The following is a 19,379-nucleotide window of genomic DNA, read 5'->3' as shown; positions in this document are numbered from 1 at the left end:
AGCGCCAGTGGCGCTTGTTATGCACCGACCGGAGTGGAACGTAGTGCGCACTCGGCGCAAAGGTAGATGGTTGCCGAAGCAACCGCGCCTCGGCGCGAGAATGTGCCAAGGCACATTCTTTTTCATTTCGCAAATAGAGGAGGAATGCAGGATGAAAAAATGGAAAAGTAATTTATTTCCCGTAATCACACTGGCGGTGTGTCTTGGACTTGCTGCCTGCGGTGGCGGAAGAAAGCCACTTGAAATCACCGTAGTGAACCGTACTACATATCCTGTGGAAGACATCCGTATTAGAGAAACGGATGGGAAAGACTGGGGAGAGAACCGCCTGGAGACAACACTGGCTGAAGGCGAAAGCACTAAGATCGATCTGGGAAAATATACGGTGGAAGAACTGGACAGAGGTTTTCAGGTTCAGTTTTACGGTGAGGATGAAAAGCCGGTCAATCCGAACTATGACCCTGATACCGCGACAATTTTGGAAAATGGCAGCTTTTTGATTTTTACACCGCCGGATGTCAGCGTTCCTGTGTTTGTGGACAGTGCCTATGATGCGGTAGTCTGTGACAAAAAAATTATGGAGCTCTATGCTCTGAACGATGATGGCCGCGGGGATCTGATCCCGAGTGAACGTATTCCTGTTTTGATGGGCGGAGCGCTACCCTTTACCAATATGCAGAACCTTCGAACGGAAAACAATGAGGATGGAACGTACCGCTATGAGGATTTCACGCAAGATGGCCAGATCCTTATAGTAAATACGGCAGAGCCGACCCGGTTTGCCCCGGAGGTGCAGGATCTGGAAGATTATCTGACAGCCTGCGCCCTGTCATTAAGTGATACGGATACCTGTGAACTGCTATCTGCAAAAGCAAATGAGAAATATACTGAGAACCTGACTTATCCGGTTTATATCGTAACGTACACCGCAGGTGAGAACGAGGATACCAGGAAATGGACGGTATTTGCTGTGGATACTGACAGTTATACCTATCTTTACGGGTTCTGTGAGTCTGTGGATATGGAAGAAGATATGGATGAGATTTACCAAACTATTTTTTCGCAGCTGTATCTGAGTGATGAAGAGGGAGATTTATGAAGAAAAAAATAAGCGGTTCCGTTTCCTCCAAACCGGCAAAGATAACAGATGCTAAGCTATCAAAAAAGCTGGGACATTATCCGGCAATGTATTAGAAAGAAAAATTTACACGTTTTGGGAAAGAAATCATATATTTGGAATTCGAATACCCGTGGCAGGAGGGAATGAACCGTCTGTTTGTTTATCAGAGCTAAAGGTGCCAGAAGATTCGCAGCAAGAAGCCGGATACTGAAGGATAGTGTCCGGCTTCTTTTACGAGGTGCGCCTGACGGCGCACCTCGCAGATGGATATAAATTTCTGGGAGAATGTTTTATTTCTCACGGCAATATTCCCGGATCATTTTCAGAAAATCTCTTGCATGCTGCGGCAGATACCGGTTTTTCCGATAGGCGGCGATGGTAGTTGTGAGGGCCGGTCTGTGGCCGACGGAGAAGCAGAGGGCGCGGTTTCCGGTGTACTGGTTTTCATAATGGAAATAGCTCTCCGGGGCGAAGGCAGCGCCGACGCCGTCCATGGCCAGATGGATCGACATGGAGGAGTTTCTCGTGTGGAGAGAGACCGGTGGATTGATGTTGTACTCTTGAAAGAGATCCAGGGAGATGCCACCGGTGTTCTGGTCCGGGTAGAGGAGAATGAAGTTTTCCTCTTTTAATAGGGAAAGATCCAGCCACGGGTAGCGGAAGCCGGGGCGGGTAATGGCTTTTGCGGCGAGAGGATGGTTTTCATGCAGGACCAGAACGATCTCCTCAGAGCGCAGGATCTGGTAGTCCATGGTCTCGGGAAATTCATGGATATTGTAAAGGGTCAGGTCGATGGATGAGGTCTCCAGACTGTTCTCCGCAATGAAATTTACTGCTTCCATGATATTTAAGGTCACATAGGGGTATCGTTTATGAAACGGTGCCAACATCGGTTCGATCAGCGTGCTACCCATCATGATCGGCACGGCGATGTTTAAGCGGCCGCGCTGGCGGTGAGCGATATCGTCGTATTCCTGCATCCACTCATCGCCGCAGGCAACGATCTGTTCGGCGTAGTGGAGGTAGCGTTCACCCATGTAAGTTGGGTAGTAGCGGTTTTCGTGGCGGCTGAACAGCGGAGCGCCGAGACGTTCTTCCAGGTTCTTTAAGTACTTGCTCAGGGACGGCTGGGAGATATAAAGGGATTCGGCGGCTTTGCCGATGCTCTGGTGGCGGGCGATCGCCAGGATATAGCGGGCTTCTTTTAATTCCATACAGGGGCCTCCTCATAGCTTTACTGCATAAAAATTATAGATAATATGTATTTGACGTATAGTATATCACTTTTTATAATGAATGTAAAATATAAGTGCAATTGATGAAAAAACAAATATTTATAAGAAGCACTAATTAAAACTTATCACGCACAGTTGAGAAAGGGGCAAACCAATGAAAAAGAGCAGTGCATGGTGCATGCTGGTTCCGGGACTGGTGATCTTATTTCTGTTCCTGATGATCCCGCTGCTTCGCGTTCTGGTTCCAAGCGTGTTTACGGGGGATTACCCGTTCAGCGCGTACGTGGACTTTTTTAAGGACGAGTATTACAGAAAGATCTTTTTGAGAACCGTGAAGATCGCGGTCATCACCACCTTTGTCTGTATGGTGGGCGGTATCCCGACGGCGTATTTCATCAGCCGCTGTGATAAGAAATGGAGAGGACTGCTTCTCTCTGCGTCGATCTTTCCGATGATGACAAACTCTGTTATCCGAAGCTTTGCATGGATCAATATTCTCGGCAGCAACGGGATTATCAACAAGGCCATGATCGCTATGGGACTGATCGAGAAGCCGATGAAGCTTTTATACACTGACTTTTCTATCATCATTGGTTCTGTCTACCTGTTCCTTCCGTTAATGATCGTAACGGTTGCCGGTGTTATGGAAAATATTGATGATGATATGATGGAGGCGGCACAGAGCCTCGGAGCCTCAAGAACGGAAGCGTTCATGAAAGTCATCTTCCCGATGAGCCTTCCGGGAATCATCGTCGGCGGTATTCTGGTATTTACCGGAACCCTGACCGCGTACACGACGCCGCAGTTATTAGGAGGCAACAGCAACATGGTCATGGCGACCCTGATCTACCAGAGAGCGATGTCCGTCAGTGACTGGACCGGCGCGTCCGTGATCGCCCTCATCATGATCGTTGTAACCCTGGTTGTGATCAAAGGATTTAACGCTCTGGCCGCACGGCTGGACCGCAGAGGTGAAGATTATGCGTAAAAATAAAGTGTTGACCATATGGGCAGCGATCGTATTTGCATTTTTGATGATCCCGTTACTGATCATCACCGTAACGGCATTCGGCGGCGGAAGCGCCATCACATTCCCGATCGAGTCCTTCTCGACGAAATGGTTCGCGAACGTGTTCGCGTTAAAGTCTTTCCGCAGATCATTCCTGACCAGCCTTGAGGTCGCGCTCCTCGCGACATGCATCTCTCTTCTGGTCGGAATCCCGGCGGCTTACGCGCTGGCGAGAGCCGGTTTAAAAGGAAAGCAGTTATTAAAGTCCATCTTCCTTTCCCCGACCATCGTTCCGGGAATTGTAATCGGCTTTATTATGTACCAGTGCCTGATCCTGACACTCAGGATCCCGGTGTTCGCGGGACTTCTCGCAGGCCATTTTATGGTGACACTTCCGTATGTGATCCGCGTAGTCGGTTCTTCGATGGAGCAGTTCGACTTTTCGATCGAGGAGGCGGCGTGGAGCCTCGGATGCCCGAAGGGAGCGGCGTTCTTCAAGGTCGTTCTTCCAAATGTGACCTCCGGAATTTCCTCAGCATTCATGCTGGCGTTCATCAATTCCTTCAACAACATTCCGGTGTCCATGTTTTTATCCGGACCGGGAGTTTCCACATTCCCGTCAACACTGATGAACTATATTGAATACAACTATGATCCGACCGTATCGGCGGTTTCCGTACTTTTAATGGCAGCTACCGTAGTCATCATGGTGATCGTAGACCGCACACTGGGTATCGCAGCCCTGGCGAAATAAGGAGAATATGACCATGGCTTTTATGAGTTTAAATGGAATCGACGTAAGTTACGATAAAAAGAAACAGATCTTAAAGGGGCTGAATCTGGAAGTCGAGGAGGGCGAGCTTGTATCCCTCTTAGGTCCCAGCGGCTGCGGCAAGTCAACGACACTCCGCGTCGTTGCAGGCTTTATCAACCCGCAGGGCGGAACCTTCACATTAGACGGAGAGGACATGACAAAGGTCCCGGTCCACAAGCGCCAGTTCGGCCTGGTATTCCAGAGCTACGCCCTGTTCCCGCACTTAAGTGTTTATGACAATGTAGCGTTCGGGCTCAGAACAAGAAAGATGGACAAGGACCTGATCGACAAGAAGGTCAGGGAGATCCTTGAGGTCTGCGGCCTGACAGAGCTTGCCGACCGTTTCCCGAAGCAGATGTCCGGCGGACAGCGCCAGCGAGTTGCCCTCGCGAGAGCACTTGTCATCGAGCCAAAGCTACTGCTCTTAGATGAGCCGTTATCCAATCTGGATGCGAAATTAAGACTTTCCATGCGTGTGGAGATCAAGAGACTTCAGAAGCGCCTTGGAATCACCACATTATTTGTTACACATGACCAGGAGGAATGCTTCTCCATCTCCGACAAGGTGGCTGTTATGAACGGCGGTGTCATCGAGCAGTTTGACACACCGGAGAACATCTATAAGAGACCGGCGACAGAGTTCGTCGCGAGATTCATCGGTTTCGAGAACTTCCTTGAGCTTGCGAAAAAGCAGGACGGCGTTTATACAGCACCGGATGGAAGCGAGTTCTTAACTTCCATGGATCTCGATTGCGAGAAATTCGCGGGAACGATCCGCCCGGACGATATCTGTCTGGCAGATGATGTTCAGACGGAGAATGTCTTAAGCGGTAAGATCGGTGTCCGCACATTCCTCGGGAAGAGCTACCAGTACGAGGTTGAGACTTCCGCCGGTGTCCTGAAGGTAAATATGGGAACTGACCATGTTTATAAAGAGGGCGAGGAGATCCGGCTGTATCTGCCGAAGGATAAGCTGATTCTCGTGAGAAGATAGGAGACAGAGATCTTAGGGCACAGGTCATGCGCCGAAGGGAGAACCGGAAAGATCGAATCGTTCTCCGGACGGAAAACAATGAAGGGAACCATCGCAGGATGTGGGGGATATGAACGGATAGTTCCGAAACAGACCCATATTCATGCGGGAAAATATGCAACTGCCCATTTGTACAGCTTGTGCGGAAAGCACAGACCTGCCGGACAGTTACAAAACATTATCTCAAAAAGAGAGAAAGAGGAGAAAAACCATGAAAAAAACAGCAGCAGTTGTACTTTCCGCAGCAATGATGCTTACCGCCTGCGGCAGCGCATCCACAACAGAGACCACAGCAGCAGGAAGCCAGGCAGCAGGCTCTGAGGCAGCTTCTTCCGCAGAAGAGACAAAGGCAGCTTCCGGAGACGCACAGAAGCTCGTATTATCCACATACGGCCTCAGCGAAGATATCTCCGAAGAAGAGGTTTACACACCGTTTGAGAACGAGTTCAGCTGTGAGATCGTTACTGAGACAGGCGGCACAAACGACCGTTATACAAAGTTAGCGGCAGACCCGAACTCCACCATCGATGTGATCGAGCTCTCCCAGGCTATGACAGCGAAGGGCACTGACGAGGGACTTTTCGATACGATCGACTTAAGCAAGATCCCGAATGCTGAGAAGCTGATCCCGGCTGCAAAGGAGATTGCAGAGGCAGGACAGGGTGTTCCGTACACCATCAACAGCATCGGTATCATCTACAACCCGGAGCTTACAGGATTTGAACTCACAAGCTTTGATGACCTTTGGGACGAGCGCCTTGCAGGCATGGTTTCTATCCCGGAGATCACAACAACATTCGGACCGGCTATGGTTTACGTTGCAAGCGACCACGCAGGCGTTGACGTAACAACAGACAACGGCGAGGCTGCTTTCAAGGCACTTGCTGACTTAAAGCCGAACCTTGTTAAGACTTACACAAAGTCTTCCGACCTGATCAACATGTTCACATCCGGTGAGGTTGCAGCAGCAGTTGTCGGTGACTTCGGCGTTCCGACGATCGTAGCCGCTAACCCGACACTTGTTTACGTTACACCGGACGGAGCTTACGCTAACTTCAACACCATCAACGTAACAAAGAACTGTGCGAACAAGGAGCTTGCTTACGAGTACATCAACTACCGTATCAGCGAGGAGCTTCAGACAAAGACAGGTAAGGCATTAAACGAGGCACCGACAAACAAGGACGTTACATTCACTGAGGAAGAGTCCAAGGATATGACCTACGGCGACAAGGCTGCAAAAGTTAAGGTTGTTGACTATGCTTTTGTAAACCCGATCTTAAATAACTGGATCGACCAGTGGAACAGAACGATCAACAACTAATAACGAGGAATTTTATATGAGACCCGATTTCATTCTGAAAAATGTCATGGTCTATCAGACCTTCAGACAGTGTTTTGAAAAGCGGGATGTGGCAGTTGCAGGGGAAAAGTTTTATTGCGTTTCCCCTGCAATTTCATATCCGGGAGTGCGGGAGATCGACGGAAAAGGCAGATACATGCTGCCTGGTCTCGTGGATATCCATATGCACATCGAGAGCTCGATGACATATCCGGGCGAGTTTTCAAGGATCACTCTTCCATATGGAGTAACAACGGTGGTTGCCGATGCCCACGAGATGGCGAACGTGTTCGGCATGGACGGCATCCGGGCTTTTATGGCGCAGAAGACGAAGCAGGATATCTTCTGGGCGATCCCGTCCAGTGTACCGGCGACAAATGAGAAGTTAGAGACAGCCGGGGCGTCACTTGGTGTAAAGGAAATTTCTGAGATGGCATCCTTAGATGGAGTTCTCTGCCTTGGAGAGATCATGAACTATAAGGATCTCTCAGCAGATGGCGAGAGCCGGACGAGGGATCTCATCAATGTGTGCCGGAACGCGGGAAAGAATCTCCGAATCGAGGGGCACTGCCCGGGACTTACGGGGGCGGATCTTAACCGCTTTATCTATGAAGGTGTTGATGCGGACCACACCCAGCAGACTCCACAGTCAGTGATGGAGAAGACAGAGCTTGGGATGTTTCTGGAGCTGCAGTTCAAATCCCTGACGCCGGAGGTCGTGAAGACCGTCTGCGACAATGAACTCTATGAGAATGTGGCGCTGGTGACGGATGACACGATGGCAGATAAGCTTCTGACCGGACATCTCAATAAGATTATCGAGACGGCTGTAAAGGCGGGAATGCCGATGGAGAAGGCGATCTACTGCGCGACCTGGACACCGTCGAGACGGATGCATCTGGATGACAGAGGGATGATCGCGCCGGGAAAGATCGCAGACTTTATGCTGCTGGACAGTCTGGATGGGATCGATCCGGTTGTGGTTTATAAGAAGGGCGAGTGTGTGTACTGCAAGGACAAGGAGGCTTACGGTGCGGCAGAAGCTGCGGCGTGCAGTTTCCCGGCTTCTTTCTACCACACGATCAACTGCCGTCCGGCGGAAATCTCCGACTTTGTGTTAAAAGCGGAAGATCCGGAGGCGAAATGGGCGGAAGTCAATGTCATGAAGATCGGCACCTTCGGAACGGCAACCACACCGGTGAAATGCAGAGTCGAGGTGAAGGACGGTGTGCTTGACTGGAAGTCGGCAGGACTTTCCCTTGCAGTCGTTTTCGAGCGGTACGGCAAGAATGGAAATATCGGATATAGTCTCGTGGAAGGAGCACTGACGAAACCGGGCGCTGTGGCCACCACGTGGTCCCACGACAGCCATAACCTGTTTGTCCTGGGAACAGATGAGAACGATATGAAACTGGCCCAGAGGCGCGTCCTGGAGCTCCAGGGGGCATATGTGGTGTTCGCTGAAGGAAGATCCCTGGCAGAGGCGGGACTCACCATCGGCGGTATCGTGTCGGATCAGCCCATCGAGGTTCTCGGACAGAAATTAAAGGAAGTGCGGACGGCGATGGAAGGTCTCGGATATGTGAACAACAACGTGGTCATGTCCATGTCCACGCTTTGCCTTCCGGTGTCACCGAAACTGAAGCTCACGGATCACGGGCTTTTGACGGTGCCGGGGCAGGAACATGTGCCGTTGGTTGAGAAGTACGGGAAGTAGTTTTACGGCCCGCCGCCGTTTTTTCTTCGCGGATAGTGGAAGAACCGGATCAGATCGAAATTATGAAGGATGAAATTAGAACGATGAAGAAGATTATCAAAAACGGCATTGTTGTGACGATGAACGAGGCAGGTGATGTCTGGGATCATGGTTATGTGATGTTTGAAGATACAAAGATTCTGGCAGCAGGACCGGAGGAAGAGCTTGAGAAGGCGCTTCAGGCGCTTACTGCGCAGGGGATTTTAAAGGCTGGCGAGACCTTCGAGGAGATCGACGCAAAGCGCGCCGTCGTGATCCCAGGCCTCGTAAACACCCACTGCCACCTCGGCATGATCCCGTTCCGCGGCCTCGGGGACGATTGTAAGGATCGCCTGCGGGTGTTCCTGCTTCCGATGGAGAATCAGGCCATGGACGCGGAGATGGCCAGGCTTTCCACGCGATACGCCATAGGCGAGCTGCTGCTCTCCGGTGTGACGACAGTGCTTGATATGTACTATTTCGAGGAAGTTGTGGCGAAGGTCATGGACGAGATGGGGATCCGCGGAATCGCCGGTGAGACGGTGATGGAAAAGGATTCCTGCGACAGTAAGAACGCGGATGAGGCCATCGAGCGTGGAATTGCACTGATCGAGGCGTACAAAGATCACCCGCGCGTTTCCGGAGCGATCACGCCCCACGGAACGACGACCTGCAGCCCGGAGACTTTAAAACGGGCATATGAGGAGGACGTGAAGGCGGGAACCGTATTTACGCTCCATGTGGCGGAGATGGACTACGAGATGACCCAGTTGAGGGAACAGTATAATATGACGCCCATCGAGTTTATGGAGCATATCGGAGTCCTCGGACCGAATACGCTGGCGGCCCACAGCATCCGCACGACGGAACATGACGTGGAGATCCTCGCGAAGCACGGAGCGTCCGTGGCCCACTGTATCGCCTCCAACACGAAGGCCGCAAAGGGCGTGGCTCCGGTGTCCCTGATGCATAAGCACGGCATGTCCGTCGGCTTCGGTACCGACGGTCCGGCGAGCGGAAATACGCTGGATCTGTTCATCCAGATGCGGATGTGCGAGAACTTCCACAAAAATGAGCTCCACGATCGCAGCGCGTTCCCGGCAAAGGAGGTCGTTTCCATGGCGACGATTGAGGGAGCAAGAGCGTTAGGACTCGGCGATATCACTGGTTCCATCGAGCCCGGAAAACAGGCGGATCTCGTCCTCGTAGAGACCGACTCCCCAAATATGTTCCCGGTATACGACCCGTATTCGGCTCTTGTGTATAGCGCGATTGCATCGAATGTGAGAGATGTTTATGTTGCGGGTGAGTGCCTCGTAAAAGAAAAGAAGCTTGTCCGTGAGGACTTCGCGAAGATCAGGAATGACCTTCGGGAGAAGATGGAGCGGACAGCGTTTAAGGATATGAAGAATCTGGTGTAGAAGATAGAAAAACGGGGCTGTCGCACTAACGTGCGGCAGCTCATTTCATATTCCCAACACAAAACGCCGAGCTTCGAAAAGCCCGGCGTTCGTGGTATACTGTCTGATGCTGCACGGGCTTCGGTATGGGGTTTTCCTGAATGCCATGCCGGTAAAACTGGAAAATGATGAGATCGTTCTGAAGGAAACCCTGATTTTTGAGGTTCCTGGATTTGACGAATATTCGGAAAACTTGATAAAAAGTTCGACGATAGGAGCTCAAAAAATCGCTTTCGGGAAAGAATTTGTTGCGGAAACGCTGGAAATACCGTATAATAATGCGGTCTGATCTGTACATTTAGAGTGGATTTATCCGTAAAATGATGGAAAATCCGAATTGTGCGTATTTCAGAAAAAACTTTTTTTGTCGTAAGAGCGAAAAATATTATGTAAACTGTCCGTGAGATAAAAACGCTTGACAAGAATTTGTGTTTTTACGCTTCCGGAGAAGAGCAGAGAAAAAGAACTAAAAAGAACAAAAAACAGCGATGAACACATCGCAAAAAAACGTGAGAAATGTAGGTAAAATAAGGCTTTATGAGAAAGTTAGCGTTAAGTGATGAAATTTTATTAACGGTTCAACAACCCGCCAGATACATTGGCGGAGAGGTGAACTGCGTCATGAAAGATCCGTCCACTGTGGACATCCGGTTCGCCATGTGTTTCCCGGACGTTTACGAAATCGGCATGTCTCACCTTGGCATGCAGATCCTGTATGCCATGTTTAACAGGCGGGAGGATGTCTGGTGTGAGCGTCTGTTCTCTCCATGGACGGACCTCGATAAGGTGATGCGGGAGCAGCATATCCCGCTGTTTGCGCTGGAATCCCAGGATCCGGTCAAGAATTTTGATTTCCTGGGCTTTACGATCCAGTATGAGATGTGTTACACCAACATCCTGCAGGTGCTGGATTTAAGCGGCATTCCGCTGCATGCGAAAGACCGTACGGAGGAGGACCCGATCGTCATCGGAGGAGGTCCGTGTGCATACAATCCGGAGCCGCTGGCAGCATTCTTTGATATGTTCTACATCGGTGAGGGTGAGACCCAGTACGATGCGCTTTTTGATCTGTACAAAGAGAACAAGAAGAACGGCGGCAGCAGAATGGACTTCCTGGAGGCAGCAGCCAAGCTTCCGGGCATCTATGTGCCGATGTTTTACGATGTGGCTTACAACGAGGATGGCACCATTGCCTCCTTCACCCCGAACAAAGAAGGTATTCCGGCGACCATCACTAAGGAGCTGGTTATGGACATGAACGATGTTCCGTATCTGGAGAAGCCGGTAGTTCCTTATTTAAAGGTTACCCAGGACCGTGTGGTTCTGGAGATCCAGCGCGGCTGCATCCGTGGCTGCCGTTTCTGCCAGGCAGGCAACATTTACCGTCCGCTCCGGGAACGCAGCCTGGAGTATTTAAAGGACCACGCCTATAAGATGTTAAAGAGTACCGGACATGAGGAGATTTCCTTAAGCTCCTTAAGCTCCAGTGACTACAGCCATTTAAAAGAGATCGTAAATTTCCTGATCGATGAATTTCAGGGCAAGGGTGTGAACATTTCCCTGCCTTCCCTGCGGATCGATGCTTTCTCCTTAGATGTCATGAGCAAGGTCCAGGACATCAAGAAGAGCAGTCTGACCTTTGCGCCGGAGGCCGGTACCCAGCGCATGCGCGATGTCATCAATAAGGGACTGACCGAGGAGATCATCTTAAAGGGAGCAGCAGAGGCATTCCACGGAGGCTGGAACCGTGTAAAGCTGTACTTTATGCTCGGACTTCCGACAGAGACCAGAGAGGATATGGAGGGCATTGCCCTGTTATCCGAGAAGGTGGCAGAGCTTTACTACGATGAGATTCCGAAGGAGCAGCGCAACGGCAAGGTACAGGTAGTTGCAAGCTCTTCCTTCTTTGTACCGAAGCCATTTACCCCATTCCAGTGGGCACAGATGTGCACCAAGGAGGAATTTTTAGAGCGTGCCTACATCGTAAAAGATAAGTTCAAGGAAATGTTAAACCGCAAGAGCTTAAAATACAACTACCATGAGGCAGACCTGACGGTGCTGGAGGGTGTTCTGGCCCGCGGTGACCGCAGGGTGGCAGCTGTCGTAGAAGAGGTATATAAGAACGGCGCCATGTTCGATTCCTGGGGTGAGTATTTCAACAACGATACCTGGATGCAGGCCTTTGAAACCTGTGGCGTGGACCCGGATTTCTATACCGTAAGAGAGCGCAGCCTCGATGAGATCTTCCCGTGGGATTTCATTGACGCTGGTGTGACCAAGGAGTTCTTAAAGCGTGAGTGGCTGACCGCCATCAGCGAGAAGGTAACTCCGAACTGCCGTCAGCAGTGTTCCGGCTGCGGCGCGAGAAAATTTGGAGGAGGTGTCTGCTTTGAAGATAAGAATTAAATTTGCCAAGGAAGGCACCATGAAATTCATTGGCCATCTGGATATCATGCGTTATTTCCAGAAGGTCATGCGCCGGGCCGATGTGGATATCCGTTACAGCGAGGGCTTCAGCCCGCACCAGATTATGTCCTTTGCGGCACCGCTTGGCGTAGGCTTAGAGAGCCGCGGTGAATACGTGGATATTGAAGTGCTGAGCACTGATTCTTCCAAAGAGATGCTTCGCCGCATCAATGAAAACATGGTTGAGGGCATGGAGGCACTTTCCTATAAAGCTCTTCCGGATGATGCCGGAAATGCCATGTCCCTGGTAGCAGCAGCCGACTATAAGGTTCGTTTCCGCGAAGGCTACGAGCCTGCTGACCTGGATGCTTTCTTTGCCGGGATTCCAGCGTTCCTGGAGCAGGAAGAGATCGTTATTGTGAAAAAGACCAAAAAGGGAGAGCGTGAGGTGGACATCCGCCCGCAGATCTACCGGATGGAAACACGCCCGGATCATATGATCTTTTTACAGATCGCGACCGGAAGCGCGGCAAACCTGAAGCCGGATGCTGTCCTCCGCGCTTACGCAGAAAGCCGCGGCGAGACCCTGGGTGAGTTTGCCCTGATGGTAACCCGCCTGGAAGTATATGCAGATAAGGGCACAGAGGAATCACATCAGTTTGTGACCCTGGATTCATTTGGAGAAAATATTGAATAAGCTGATCATTACCCGATGGAATAGCCGTGTCCTGACCGCTCTTGTTTCAGAGAAAACTACCATAGAGCTGGGACTTGCGGACACGTCTTCCGTTCTGGGAAATATTTATATTGGAAAAGTAAAAAAGGTTGTCAAAAATTTAAATTCCGCTTTTGTAGATTTTTCCGAAGGCCGCACCGGCTATTACAGTCTTACCGATAATAAAGTGACGCTGTTTGCCGACGGGCATGAGGGAAAACTCAAAGAGGGCGATGAAATCATTGTTCAGGTGGCAAAGGATGCTGTGAAAACCAAGGACCCGGTCCTGACCGGGAACCTGAATTTTTCTGGCAAATATGCTGTCCTGACTGCCGGAAAACAGGTCATCGGATTTTCTTCCAAGATTGAAGACCGGGAATGGAAAGAACAGATGCGTCCGCAGATAGAAGCACTTCTTGAGGGAAAGCATACCGGCATCATCATCCGCACAAACGCATACGGACAGGAAACAAAGCTCCTTCGGGAGCTTTCGGTGTTACTGGAGCTGTTTGAACGGGTCATAAACACGGCCCGCTATCGTACCTGTTACACCCTGCTTTACGAGTCAGAGCCGGATTATATCAAAAGTCTGCGAAACAGTCCTGCCGGAAGTCTGGAGGAAGTCGTGACTGACCAGCCGGATCTGTATGCGCGGCTGCAGGAGTATTTCCGGGTTTCCGACATTTCAGAGACTACCGGTCTGCGCTTTTACGAAGACCATCTGCTGAGCCTTACCAAGCTTTACTCTCTGGATCATGAAATGGAACAATCTTGTCAGAAAAGGGTATGGTTAAAGTCCGGCGGATATCTTATAATAGAATGCACGGAGGCTATGGTGGTCATCGATGTAAATACCGGAAAATATTCCGGAAAAAAGAATCTTGCCGACACCATCCGCCTCATCAACCTGGAGGCCGCAAAGGAGATCGCGCATCAGCTTCGGCTGCGCAACCTTTCCGGCATTATCATGGTTGATTTCATTGATATGGATGCACAGGAAGATAAAACGCTTCTCATGGATACTCTGAGAGCGGCGGTCCGTCCGGACCCGGTTAAGACAACCGTTATTGACATGACGCCGCTCAATCTGGTGGAAATGACAAGAAAAAAAGAAAAGAGACCTCTCTGGGAACAGATCGCGCAGGTTCAGAAAAAATCGTGACCATGTTGCGGGAGGCAGGTAAAGGGGATGTGACATGAAGATTATCATTGTAGGCTGTGGCAAGGTAGGGCTTACCCTGACCGAACAGCTGAATAATGAAGGCCATGATATCACGGTGATCGACAAGGACGGGGCAAAGCTTCGCTCTGTTACTGATAATATCGATGTTATGGGAGTGGAAGGAAATGGCGCAATTTATCAGGTACAGATAGAGGCCGGCATCAAGGAAACCGATCTTCTGATCGCGACCACCAACTCGGATGAATTAAATATGCTCTGCTGCCTGATCGCGAAAAAGGCAGGTAACTGTCACACCATCGCACGAATCCGAAATCCGGAATATGCCAATGAGGTACAGTATATCCGGGAGGAGCTAAACCTTTCCATGGCTATCAACCCGGAGCTGGCTGCAGCGACTGAGATTGCCCGCCTGTTAAAGTTCCCGTCTGTCATCAAGATCGATGCGTTTGCCAAGGGACGTGTAGAGCTCATGAAGTTTATCATACCGGACAATTCCGTGCTGGATAACATGCAGGTCTATGAGGTGGCTCCTCGTCTGCACTGCAGCATCCTGATCTGTGCTGTGGAGCGAGGTGCCGATGTGATCATTCCGGACGGTAATTTCCGTCTGCAGAAAGGGGACAAGATCTCTTTCGTAGCTTCATCCTCCCAGGCATCCGAGTTTTTCCGGCAGGTTGGTATCTCCAACACAACCGTTAAGACGGCCATGCTGGTAGGCGGCGGTAAGATCACATATTATCTGGCGAAGATGTTAGAGGATACCGGCATCAAGATCAAGATCATCGAGCAGGATCTGGCACGCTGCCATGAGCTGAGTGAGCTGCTGCCAAAGGCCATGATCATTCACGGCGATGGTTCCGACCAGCAGCTTCTGATGGAAGAGGGCATTGCCCAGACAGAATCCTTTGCGGCTCTGACCGGCTTCGATGAGGAAAACATCATGTTATCCCTCTACGCAGCCAGTGTATCAAATGCCAAGCTCGTGACCAAGATCAACCGTATTGCTTTTGAGAACATCATCCAGCAGATGAATCTCGGCAGCATCATTTATCCGAAAATGATCACCGCGGACGGCATCATCCGCTATGTCCGTGCTATGCAGAATTCCATGGGAAGCAACGTGGAAACCCTCTACAAGATCGTGCAGAACAAGGCAGAGGCTCTGGAGTTCCGTGTCGGCAAGGATGCGCCTCTCATCGGAATCCCGCTTGAGAAGCTTTCCTTTAAGGACAACCTGCTGATTGCCTGCATCAACCGCGGCGGGCAGATCATTACCCCGCGCGGTAAAGATACCATTGAACCGGGAGATACTGTAATCGTGGTTACCACGCATTCCGGACTGAAGGATTTAAAGGATATCTTAAGGTAAGGGGATGGGTGAATTATGAATATTGGAATCGTGTTTTACTTTTTGGGCTGGGTACTTGGCATAGAGGGCATCCTGATGATCCTTCCCTGTGTGGTGGCTCTGGTCTACCGGGAGCCAAGCGGGTTCTATTTTCTGGGTGTGGCACTGTTCTGCGGCATCAGCGGATGGCTGCTGGCCCACAGAACGTTAAAGAGTACCGTTTTTTATGCAAAAGAGGGCTTTGTAGCCGTGTCCCTGAGCTGGATCGTTCTAAGCTTCTTTGGCGCGCTTCCGTTTTTCCTGAGCGGAGAGATCCCACTTTTAGAAGATGCGCTGTTTGAGGTCATTTCCGGCTTTACCACAACCGGAGCCAGTGTTTTGCCGGATGTAGAGGCCTTAAGCCGCTGCATGCTGATGTGGCGCAGCTTTACCCACTGGATCGGCGGTATGGGTGTGCTGGTCTTTATCCTGGCTGTGCTTCCGCTGGCCGGCGGATATAACATTCATATCATGCGGGCAGAAAGCCCGGGACCATCTGTGGGAAAATTGGTTCCGAGAGTCCGCACCACAGCAAAGATCCTGTATCTGATCTACCTGTTTATCACAGTCGTACAGATCATTCTGCTGCTTTTTACCGGCATGCCGCTGTTTGATGCCATGGCCATGAGCTTTGGCACAGCCGGAACCGGCGGATTCGGCATTGTCAACAGCAGCTGCGGAGATTATACATCCCTTCAGCAGTGGATCTTTACCATTTTCATGATCCTGTTCGGTGTGAATTTTAATGTATATTACCTGTTTCTGATCCGCAAGCCGAAGGATGCCCTGCGCTGTGAGGAGATGAGAGGATATCTCGGGATCATCCTGGTAAGCACGCTGCTTATCACCTGGAATATCCGCGGCATGTTCCCGGATATCCTGACTGCATTAAAGCACGCGGCATTCCAGGTCGGATCCATCATCACCACGACCGGTTATTCCACCACGGACTTTGATCTGTGGCCCGGCTTTTCCCGGACAATCCTTGTGTGCCTGATGTTTATCGGGGCCTGTGCCGGAAGTACCGGAGGCGGCATTAAGGTATCCCGCATTGCCATTGCCGTGAAAACTGTGAACAAGGAGCTCTCCTCCCTGATCCATCCGCGAAATGTCAAGGTATTGAAATATGAAGGAAAGGCCATTGAGCACAATGTGCTGCGTTCCATCAACACCTACCTGGTAGCCTATATCCTGATCTTTTCAGTGTCCCTGCTGCTCATCAGCCTGGACAACTTTGATCTGACCACGAACTTTACGGCTATAGCGGCAACCTTAAACAACATCGGTCCGGGACTTTCCAAAGTCGGGCCGACCTGCAACTTCGGTATTTTCAGCCCCATCAGCAAATATATCCTGATGTTTGACATGCTGGCAGGCCGCCTGGAGCTGTTCCCGATGCTGCTTCTGTTTGCCCCGCGTACCTGGATGAGAGAGTAGCAGACAACGCGTACGTTTCCCGTATTCAGCGATGCAGCCGCGCGGCAAAAAACTTTGAAAAAAGTTGAAATACAGGATTGACAGCCGCGTGGTTTCATGCTAATATACATGAGTATGTGCCGCACAGCGAGGTTTGAAAGTTCCGAGTCCATCGGATCCGGACACCGAAACTGGCGAGTAATGATAATAGGAGGTGCCATATGTACGCGATTATTGCAACAGGTGGTAAGCAGTACAAAGTAGCAGAAGGCGATATCATTAAGGTTGAAAAGCTTGGTGTAGACGCTGGCGAAACCGTTACGTTTGACCAGGTTCTTGCAGTTAACAACGGAGAGTTATCCATCGGATGCCCGACTGTAGCAGGTGCAACTGTTACCGGAACCGTAGTTAAAGAGGCAAAAGCAAAAAAGGTGATCGTTTACAAGTATAAGAGAAAATCTGGCTATCATAAAAAGAATGGTCACAGACAGCTCTTTACCGAGATCAAGATCGACAAGATCAATGCTTAATTAATCATGATTAACGTAACCGTATCTGTTGATTCCGACCATCGTTATCATGGGATTTCTTTTCTGGGTCACGCAGGTTATGCAGATGATCATCAGGAAGGACAAGAGCTGGTTTGTGCAGCTGTGTCTGCCCTGACACTCAATATGGCAAATTCTGTGGAGCATTTCACAGACGACCAGTTTGAGGCAGATGAGGACGAGCAGTCCGGGATGTTCCGTTTCCGGTTTACCGGGGCGATTAGTCCGGAAGCAGCACTCCTTATGAATTCTCTTGTGCTCGGCTTAGAGGACATTGAGGAAACATACGGAGAACCGTATATAAAAATTCGATTTGAGGAGGTGTAAGAGATGTTTAAGATGAACCTTCAGTTATTCGCTCATAAAAAAGGTGTAGGTTCTACCAAGAACGGTAGAGATTCTGAGTCCAAGAGACTTGGCGCTAAAAGAGCAGATGGTCAGTTCGTATTAGCTGGTAACATTCTTTACAGACAGCGCGGTACTAAGATCCATCCGGGTCTGAACGTAGGACGCGGCGGCGATGATACTTTATTCGCTACTGTAGACGGCGTTGTAAGATTTGAGAGAAAGGGCAGAGACAAAAAGCAGGTTTCTGTATACCCAAGAACAATCAACGAATAATGACACTGACAGGGCTTCATACTGATTACTGGTATGAAGCCTTTTTTTGGAAAGGATTTAGGTGAATCCATGTTTGCAGATAATGCAAAAATTTTTATCAAATCAGGAAAAGGCGGAGACGGCCATGTGAGTTTCCGCAAGGAATTGTTTGTGCCGGCAGGCGGTCCTGACGGCGGTGATGGAGGAAAAGGCGGAGACATCATTTTTGAGGTGGATCCGGGTTTAAATACATTAACAGATTTTCGTCATGTTCGGAAATATGTAGCACGAGATGGAGAACAAGGCGGCAAGAAGCGATGCCACGGTGCCAACGCAGAGAACCTGGTGATCAAAGTTCCGGAAGGAACCGTCATCAAGGACTTTGAGACCGGCAAGGTCATCGCAGATATGTCCGGTGAAAATAAACGAGAAACCATTTTACGGGGCGGAAAGGGCGGCCTCGGCAATATGAACTTCGCAACCCCGACCATGCAGGCACCAAAGTATGCACAGCCTGGTCAGCAGGGTCATGAGCTCTGGGTTCAGCTGGAATTAAAGGTCATTGCAGACGTTGGTCTGGTCGGCTTTCCAAACGTGGGAAAATCCACCCTTCTTTCCCGCGTATCCAACGCAAAACCGAAGATTGCAAACTATCATTTCACAACCTTAAACCCGCATCTGGGTGTGGTTGACTTAGACGGCGGAGCCGGCTTTGTTATGGCAGATATCCCGGGCCTGATCGAGGGAGCTTCCCAGGGCATCGGTCTTGGCCATGACTTCCTTCGCCACATTGAGCGCTGCCGCGTTCTGGTCCATGTGGTGGATGCCGCAAGTACCGAAGGACGCGATCCGATTGCAGATATCCGCGCCATCAACGCAGAACTGGAGGCATACAATCCGGAGCTGTTAAAGCGTCCGATGGTCATTGCAGCCAATAAGATTGACGCCGTTTACTCTGAGGACGAGGATCCGGTCGAAATCCTGAAACAGGAGTTTGAGCCGGAAGGCATCAAAGTGTTCCCGATTTCCGCAGTCAGCGGTAAGGGCGTAAAGGAGCTGTTATATGCAGTATATGAGCTTCTTAAGACTGTAAACCTGGATCCGGTGATCTTTGAGAAGGAATTTGAGATTGAGTACGCCGGTGACCGCAACCTGCCGTATACGGTAGAGCAGAACGAGGACGGCGAGTTTGTAGTAGAGGGACCGCGCATCGAGAAGATGCTGGGCTACACGAACCTGGAATCCGAAAAAGGCTTCCAGTTCTTCCAGAAATTCTTAAAAGAGAGTGGTATTTTAGACGAGCTTGAGGCCGCAGGCATCCAGGAGGGCGATACCGTCCGCATGTACGGCCTTGCATTTGATTATTATAAATAACA

The 19,379-nt window shown here is 50.3% G+C and carries 18 protein-coding genes; 17 read left to right on the top strand and 1 reads right to left on the bottom strand.

Annotated elements, in window-relative coordinates:
- Positions 1–151: 151 nt before the first annotated feature.
- Positions 152–1,099 (top strand): hypothetical protein, encoded by a 948-nt coding sequence (locus tag ACMP1L_RS10805; protein ID WP_418453021.1) that lies wholly within the window; start codon positions 152–154, stop codon positions 1,097–1,099.
- A 311-nt stretch (positions 1,100–1,410) separates the two neighbouring features.
- Here ACMP1L_RS10805 and ACMP1L_RS10800 read toward each other — a convergent pair whose 3' ends face one another.
- Positions 1,411–2,334 (bottom strand): LysR family transcriptional regulator, encoded by a 924-nt coding sequence (locus ACMP1L_RS10800; protein WP_118540541.1) that lies wholly within the window; start codon positions 2,332–2,334, stop codon positions 1,411–1,413.
- 175 nt (positions 2,335–2,509) lie between these two features.
- Here ACMP1L_RS10800 and ACMP1L_RS10795 point away from each other — a divergent pair, with 175 nt between their 5' ends.
- The 16 genes from ACMP1L_RS10795 (at position 2,510) to obgE (ending at position 19,377) form a co-directional block, all read left to right on the top strand.
- The gene (locus ACMP1L_RS10795) at positions 2,510–3,343 is read left to right on the top strand and encodes an ABC transporter permease (protein ID WP_015552826.1); all 834 of its coding nucleotides are present in this window, start codon (positions 2,510–2,512) and stop codon (positions 3,341–3,343) included.
- Positions 3,336–4,118, top strand: coding sequence for an ABC transporter permease (locus ACMP1L_RS10790; protein ID WP_118297651.1), 783 nt, complete (start codon positions 3,336–3,338; stop codon positions 4,116–4,118). Before ACMP1L_RS10795 ends, ACMP1L_RS10790 begins: the two co-directional genes overlap by 8 nt.
- Positions 4,119–4,131: 13 nt before the next feature.
- Positions 4,132–5,172 (top strand): ABC transporter ATP-binding protein, encoded by a 1,041-nt coding sequence (locus ACMP1L_RS10785; RefSeq protein WP_118726250.1) that lies wholly within the window; start codon positions 4,132–4,134, stop codon positions 5,170–5,172.
- 250 nt (positions 5,173–5,422) lie between these two features.
- Positions 5,423–6,535: an ABC transporter substrate-binding protein gene (locus ACMP1L_RS10780; protein WP_118530783.1), complete on the top strand. Its 1,113-nt coding sequence runs from the start codon at positions 5,423–5,425 to the stop codon at positions 6,533–6,535.
- A 16-nt stretch (positions 6,536–6,551) separates the two neighbouring features.
- On the top strand, positions 6,552–8,270 hold the full coding sequence (locus tag ACMP1L_RS10775; protein ID WP_118731673.1) for an adenine deaminase C-terminal domain-containing protein: 1,719 nt from the start codon (positions 6,552–6,554) through the stop codon (positions 8,268–8,270).
- Between the two features lie 83 nt (positions 8,271–8,353).
- Positions 8,354–9,709, top strand: a complete 1,356-nt coding sequence (locus ACMP1L_RS10770) for an amidohydrolase (RefSeq protein ID WP_118731672.1) — start codon at positions 8,354–8,356, stop codon at positions 9,707–9,709.
- Positions 9,710–9,854: 145 nt separating this feature from the next.
- Entirely contained in the window at positions 9,855–10,037 is a 183-nt protein-coding gene (locus tag ACMP1L_RS10765) for a hypothetical protein (protein WP_147353153.1), read from the top strand.
- Positions 10,038–10,285: 248 nt separating this feature from the next.
- Positions 10,286–12,154, top strand: a complete 1,869-nt coding sequence (locus ACMP1L_RS10760) for a TIGR03960 family B12-binding radical SAM protein (protein ID WP_118731670.1) — start codon at positions 10,286–10,288, stop codon at positions 12,152–12,154.
- Entirely contained in the window at positions 12,138–12,851 is a 714-nt protein-coding gene (locus ACMP1L_RS10755; RefSeq protein WP_177303607.1) for a TIGR03936 family radical SAM-associated protein, read from the top strand. Before ACMP1L_RS10760 ends, ACMP1L_RS10755 begins: the two co-directional genes overlap by 17 nt.
- Positions 12,844–14,031 carry a ribonuclease E/G gene (locus ACMP1L_RS10750; protein ID WP_418453019.1) on the top strand — a complete coding sequence of 396 codons (1,188 nt, stop codon included), beginning with the start codon at positions 12,844–12,846 and terminating at the stop codon, positions 14,029–14,031. The genes ACMP1L_RS10755 and ACMP1L_RS10750 overlap by 8 nt, the downstream gene beginning before the upstream one ends.
- A gap of 34 nt (positions 14,032–14,065) precedes the next feature.
- The gene (gene trkA / locus ACMP1L_RS10745) at positions 14,066–15,421 is read left to right on the top strand and encodes a Trk system potassium transporter TrkA (protein ID WP_118731667.1); all 1,356 of its coding nucleotides are present in this window, start codon (positions 14,066–14,068) and stop codon (positions 15,419–15,421) included.
- Between the two features lie 15 nt (positions 15,422–15,436).
- Entirely contained in the window at positions 15,437–16,876 is a 1,440-nt protein-coding gene (locus tag ACMP1L_RS10740) for a TrkH family potassium uptake protein (RefSeq protein ID WP_418453018.1), read from the top strand.
- 200 nt (positions 16,877–17,076) lie between these two features.
- Positions 17,077–17,385: a 50S ribosomal protein L21 gene (gene rplU, locus ACMP1L_RS10735; RefSeq protein WP_118534193.1), complete on the top strand. Its 309-nt coding sequence runs from the start codon at positions 17,077–17,079 to the stop codon at positions 17,383–17,385.
- A gap of 6 nt (positions 17,386–17,391) precedes the next feature.
- Positions 17,392–17,730 (top strand): ribosomal-processing cysteine protease Prp, encoded by a 339-nt coding sequence (locus tag ACMP1L_RS10730; protein WP_118534194.1) that lies wholly within the window; start codon positions 17,392–17,394, stop codon positions 17,728–17,730.
- A gap of 3 nt (positions 17,731–17,733) precedes the next feature.
- The gene (rpmA, locus tag ACMP1L_RS10725; protein ID WP_118534195.1) at positions 17,734–18,024 is read left to right on the top strand and encodes a 50S ribosomal protein L27; all 291 of its coding nucleotides are present in this window, start codon (positions 17,734–17,736) and stop codon (positions 18,022–18,024) included.
- Between the two features lie 69 nt (positions 18,025–18,093).
- A complete protein-coding gene (gene obgE, locus ACMP1L_RS10720; RefSeq protein WP_418453017.1) occupies positions 18,094–19,377 on the top strand; it encodes a GTPase ObgE in 1,284 nt (427 codons plus the stop codon).
- Positions 19,378–19,379 lie beyond the last annotated feature (2 nt).

Origin of the sequence: Ventrimonas sp. (genome assembly GCF_048380235.1) — a bacterium.
Lineage (GTDB): Bacteria > Bacillota > Clostridia > Lachnospirales > Lachnospiraceae > Brotaphodocola.
This window is presented reverse-complemented; position numbering and strand designations above follow the sequence as displayed.

What these genes read in the sequence shown, in the direction of transcription:
- ACMP1L_RS10805 (WP_418453021.1), top strand. Translation starts at nt 152, where the DNA reads ATGAAAAAATGGAAAAGTAATTTATTTCCCGTAATCACACTGGCGGTG.
- ACMP1L_RS10800 (WP_118540541.1), bottom strand. Translation starts at nt 2,334, where the DNA reads ATGGAATTAAAAGAAGCCCGCTATATCCTGGCGATCGCCCGCCACCAG.
- ACMP1L_RS10795 (WP_015552826.1), top strand. Translation starts at nt 2,510, where the DNA reads ATGAAAAAGAGCAGTGCATGGTGCATGCTGGTTCCGGGACTGGTGATC.
- ACMP1L_RS10790 (WP_118297651.1), top strand. Translation starts at nt 3,336, where the DNA reads ATGCGTAAAAATAAAGTGTTGACCATATGGGCAGCGATCGTATTTGCA.
- ACMP1L_RS10785 (WP_118726250.1), top strand. Translation starts at nt 4,132, where the DNA reads ATGGCTTTTATGAGTTTAAATGGAATCGACGTAAGTTACGATAAAAAG.
- ACMP1L_RS10780 (WP_118530783.1), top strand. Translation starts at nt 5,423, where the DNA reads ATGAAAAAAACAGCAGCAGTTGTACTTTCCGCAGCAATGATGCTTACC.
- ACMP1L_RS10775 (WP_118731673.1), top strand. Translation starts at nt 6,552, where the DNA reads ATGAGACCCGATTTCATTCTGAAAAATGTCATGGTCTATCAGACCTTC.
- ACMP1L_RS10770 (WP_118731672.1), top strand. Translation starts at nt 8,354, where the DNA reads ATGAAGAAGATTATCAAAAACGGCATTGTTGTGACGATGAACGAGGCA.
- ACMP1L_RS10765 (WP_147353153.1), top strand. Translation starts at nt 9,855, where the DNA reads ATGCCGGTAAAACTGGAAAATGATGAGATCGTTCTGAAGGAAACCCTG.
- ACMP1L_RS10760 (WP_118731670.1), top strand. Translation starts at nt 10,286, where the DNA reads ATGAGAAAGTTAGCGTTAAGTGATGAAATTTTATTAACGGTTCAACAA.
- trkA (WP_118731667.1), top strand. Translation starts at nt 14,066, where the DNA reads ATGAAGATTATCATTGTAGGCTGTGGCAAGGTAGGGCTTACCCTGACC.
- ACMP1L_RS10740 (WP_418453018.1), top strand. Translation starts at nt 15,437, where the DNA reads ATGAATATTGGAATCGTGTTTTACTTTTTGGGCTGGGTACTTGGCATA.
- rplU (WP_118534193.1), top strand. Translation starts at nt 17,077, where the DNA reads ATGTACGCGATTATTGCAACAGGTGGTAAGCAGTACAAAGTAGCAGAA.
- ACMP1L_RS10730 (WP_118534194.1), top strand. Translation starts at nt 17,392, where the DNA reads ATGATTAACGTAACCGTATCTGTTGATTCCGACCATCGTTATCATGGG.
- rpmA (WP_118534195.1), top strand. Translation starts at nt 17,734, where the DNA reads ATGTTTAAGATGAACCTTCAGTTATTCGCTCATAAAAAAGGTGTAGGT.
- obgE (WP_418453017.1), top strand. Translation starts at nt 18,094, where the DNA reads ATGTTTGCAGATAATGCAAAAATTTTTATCAAATCAGGAAAAGGCGGA.